This is a genomic window from Bradyrhizobium jicamae, assembly GCF_001440395.1.
Classification (GTDB): Bacteria; Pseudomonadota; Alphaproteobacteria; order Rhizobiales; family Xanthobacteraceae; genus Bradyrhizobium; species Bradyrhizobium jicamae.
Map to the genome: position 1 here is coordinate 1 of NZ_LLXZ01000108.1, position 4256 is coordinate 4256.

The following is a 4256-nucleotide window of genomic DNA, read 5'->3' on the forward strand; positions in this document are numbered from 1 at the left end:
CGGCGGCGATCATGGCGTCGATTTCGCAGCGCGTGGCCCAGGAAACCGACGTTCTGTCGGGAACGGCAGGCTCCGCGATGTTGAAGACGATGGTTCGACTGGTGGAACGCCAGCTCAGCGCCGGCAAAAAGCGGCGAACTCCTCGCAGGAGGCCTTGGTCGAGCTGTAAATGTGCGGCTCGCGGACGCCGTTGAGGTTCGGGCCATTGAGGATCATGATGCGCATGGAATGCCTTTCAACGGAAAAATGACGGGCCAGTGTAGTCGTCATTACAGGCAGAGCGAAGCTATCCGTCGCGCAGTACGTCGGATGGATGTATTGATTCCCATTCTAGTCGGGCTGCGGCTGATAAGTCGCCGCTTTGCTGTTTGCAATAGCGGGTGGGTGGCTCACACCACCTTGCGCCGGCGCAACTCGGCGATCTCGTCCTTCGCAAAGCCGAACTCGGTCAGCACTTCCTCGGTCTGTTCGCCGAACTCGGGTGGGCGTGCTGCCATGGTGCTCGGCGTGCGCGACAGCGACACCGGTTGGCCGACGAGCTGAATGTGACGGTTCTCGTCGTTGGGCACGTGCTGGGCGATACCGAGGTGCTTGACCTGAGCGTCCTCGAACATCTGGTCAATCGAGTAGATCGGGCCGCAAGGCACGCCGGCCTCGTTCAATTCCTTGACCCAGGTTTCCGTCGATTTCTTCTCGGTGAGCTTGCCGATTGCGGCATTGAGCGCGTCGCGGTTCTTCGAGCGCGCCGGCGCGGTGGCGTAATCGGGGTTGGTGATCAGCTCGGGCGCGCCGATCGCCTGCGCGCAGCGCTCCCAGATCCGCCCGCCCGTGGTGGCGATGTTGATGTAGCCGTCGGAGGTCTTGAAGACGCCGGTCGGGATCGAGGTCGGATGGTTGTTGCCGGCCTGGTTGGCGACGTCCTTTTCCATCAGCCAGCGCGAGGCCTGGAAATCCAGCATGAAGATCTGGGCCTGCAGCAGCGAGGTCTGCACCCACTGGCCCTCGCCGGAGACGTCGCGTTCCAGGAGCGCAGTGAGGATGCCGAGCGCGCAGAACAGCCCTGCGGTGAGGTCGGCGACGGGGATGCCGACCCGCATCGGGCCCTCGCCGGGCGCGCCGGTGATCGACATCAGCCCGCCCATGCCCTGCGCGATCTGATCGAAGCCCGGCCGCTTGTGGTAGGGGCCGTCCTGGCCGAAGCCGGAGATGCTGCCATAGACGAGGCGCGGATTGATCTGGCGCAGGCTCTCATAGTCAATGCCGAGCTTGGCCTTCACATCGGGACGGAAGTTCTCGACCACGACGTCGGCCTGCCCGGCGAGGCGCTTGAACACGTCCAGACCCTTGGGATCCTTCAAATTCAGCGTCATGGCCCGCTTGTTGCGGTGCAAATTCTGGAAATCCGAGCCCTGGCGCGGGCCGCCCGGCTGCTCGCCGCCGCCATCCTCCAGCAGCGCGTCGATCTTGATGACGTTGGCGCCCCAGTCCGCCAGCTGCCGCACACAGGTCGGCCCGGAGCGAACGCGGGTCAGATCGAGCACGGTGAACCGGGAGAGAGCCTGCGAAGCGCGGGGGGAGGGCATCAAGAAGTCTCCAGCCAACAATTGGTCGAGGTCAAATTATCCGCGAAATACATGGGCTTGTCATGCCATCATCGCGGATGGTGTCCGCGCCGGGATGCATGGCATGTCGGGGTTAGCGCGATAGCGACCGCAAATCGGCTCGCGCTCTCGCCGCGAGGGGGTCGTCGGGGTGCCTCGCGATGAAGAGCTCCAGCGACTGAACCGTATTCAGACGCCGCGCCATTTGATATTCTTCCTCCACCGCCAGCTTTGGATCGCGTGCGGGCGGCATGGAATTTGCGGTAGCCGTGTCAGGCTTTGCATCCGAAGCGACGGCTTTGGCCATGGACAAATGACCTTCTTGAAGCAACCGATCCGAATCTGGCGGGAAGACCGCCACGGTCGGTAACGAGATCGTAAATGCTAAAGAAACAGTAAACAACCTTGGCGCAGCACTAACGCGGAAGAGTCTTCGCATTGTTGAACCTACGGTGTATTTGGGCATTTCCGGTCACCGAAACTCACCCAAACAGTTTTAGCATCGCATTGTAACTTGATCGAAACCTGAATCGCTTGGAAATGAAGGCGGCGCGAATCAGGTAGAGCAGGATTTTCCGGAGATACACTTGGCAACGGCTACAGGGGTTACCCAAACCAACAACCCGGAAATTGATGGTCTGCTGCGCGGCTCGAAATGGTCCGGCACGATCTCCTATAGCTTCCCGGATTCTCCGAGCGATTACTCTGCCAGCTATTCTGGCAATGGCGAGCCGACCATCTCGGGTTTTTCGTCGGCGCCGGCTGCGATGCAGCAAGCTATCCATTACGCCATTTCGCTGATTGCCGGCTACACCAATGCCAGCTTTCAGTACGCAGGAACCAACGGAGCGGATATCGCGATAGCCCAGTCGCCTGCCGCCAATCCGACGTCCTATGCCTATTACCCCGCTAATTTGCCGGCCGGTGGCGATGTCTGGTTCGGAACCGCATATAATTACTCGCTTGCTGCGCTAGGAAATTACTATTTCGCTACCGCGCTGCATGAGCTCGGCCACGCTCTGGGCCTCAAGCACAGCCAGGAAACCGGCGGTGTTGCCAATGTCGCGGTGCCGGCGGCGCACGACAATTCCGAATATACCGTCATGAGCTATCGCAGCTATGCCGGTGCGCCGCTCACGGGATACACAGCCGAATCCTACGGTTTCTCGCAGACCTACATGGCCAACGATATCCTGGCCCTGCAGACGCTTTACGGCGCGAACTACTCGACCCATAGCGAGAACACCGTCTACTCATGGAGTCCGACGACCGGGCAGATGTTCATCAATGGCGTTGCCCAGCTCGCGCCGGGCAATGGTGCCGGAGGCTCTGCGAACCGCGTATTCGAGACGATCTGGGACGGCAACGGCGTCGATACCTACGATCTGTCGAACTACACGACGGCCGTAACGATCAATCTCAATCCCGGCGCATCCTCGATCACGTCGAGCACGCAGCTCGCCTATCTCGGAAACGGCCACTATGCGGCCGGGAATATCTACAACGCCTATTTGTTCAACGGCGATGCGCGATCCTATATCGACAATGCCATTGGCGGCTCGGGAAATGACGCCATCACCGGCAATGCGATCGCCAATACGTTGAACGGCGGCAGTGGCAACGATACGCTGACGGGCGGGGCGGGTAACGATACCATCCTCGGCGGTTCCGGCGCTGACGTTGCGGTATTCTCAGGCGCCCGCAGCAACTATGTGATTGCCTATAACTCGGCCACGCAGACGTTCACGGCCGTCGACCAGCGTTCCTCCGGTCAACTCGATGGTGCAGATATCCTTGTCGGCGTGGAGAACTTTCAGTTTTTAGACGGGACGTTTGCGAGCGCGACATTCCTGGGCCCTCCGACGATTATTGAGGCGTTAGGGGCAACCAGTCTGGTTCAGATTTCCTCTTTTTACTTTCTTCAGAGCAACAGCAGCGGAACCGGGCCGGAGCTATATTGTTACGGAGCGCCGGTCACCGCCGGTCAGTTCGGCGCCTGGACGCCGATCGGAACAGAGCAGACGGCTAGCGGTTATCAGGTTGTCTTGAAAAACGGGACGGCTGACAGCTACATCATCTGGAGCGTCGACAGCAACGGCAACTATATCACCAACACCGCGCCCGCCTCGGGGGCCAGCACAGGCATTGTGTCGCTGGAAACGAGCTTCCAGCAGGATCTCAACGGCGACGGCACGATTGGCGTTTCCATCGCCTCAGGAACAGCCATCGAGTCCTTCGGGTTGACCAAGCTGGTGCAGGTCGGCAACAACTATTATCTCGCCAGCGTCAGCGGCAATTCCGGTCCCGAGCTGAAATGCTACGGAGCGCCGGTTGTGGTGGGCCAGTTCGGCGCCTGGACCCCGATCGGAACAGAACAGACGGCAAGCGGCTATCAGGTTGTGTTGAAGTACGGGACGGCCGACAGCTACATCGTCTGGAGCGTCGACAGCAGTGGCAACTACATCACCAACACCGCGCCTGCCTCGGGGAGCAGCTCCGGCATTCTGTCGCTGGAAACGGGCTTCCAGCAGGATCTCAATGGCGACGGCACGATTGGCGCAGCAGCCGTGTCGGGAACAGCCATCGAGTCCTTCGGGTCGACCAAGCTGGTCCAGGTCGGCAATAACTATTATCTCGCCAGCGTCAGTGGCAATT

The 4256-nt window shown here is 60.3% G+C and carries 3 protein-coding genes; 1 reads left to right on the forward strand and 2 read right to left on the reverse strand.

The window, feature by feature from the left end:
- Positions 1-389: 389 nt before the first annotated feature.
- Positions 390-1583, reverse strand: a complete 1194-nt coding sequence (locus tag CQ12_RS17615; RefSeq protein WP_057836575.1) for a CaiB/BaiF CoA transferase family protein — start codon at positions 1581-1583, stop codon at positions 390-392.
- A gap of 112 nt (positions 1584-1695) precedes the next feature.
- Positions 1696-2067, reverse strand: a complete 372-nt coding sequence (locus CQ12_RS46375) for a hypothetical protein (protein ID WP_245309972.1) — start codon at positions 2065-2067, stop codon at positions 1696-1698.
- 121 nt (positions 2068-2188) lie between these two features.
- On the opposite strand from CQ12_RS46375, the gene CQ12_RS42395 reads away from it, so the two are divergent.
- A partial coding sequence (locus CQ12_RS42395; RefSeq protein WP_083519337.1) for a matrixin family metalloprotease occupies positions 2189-4256 on the forward strand: 2068 nt, incomplete at its 3' end.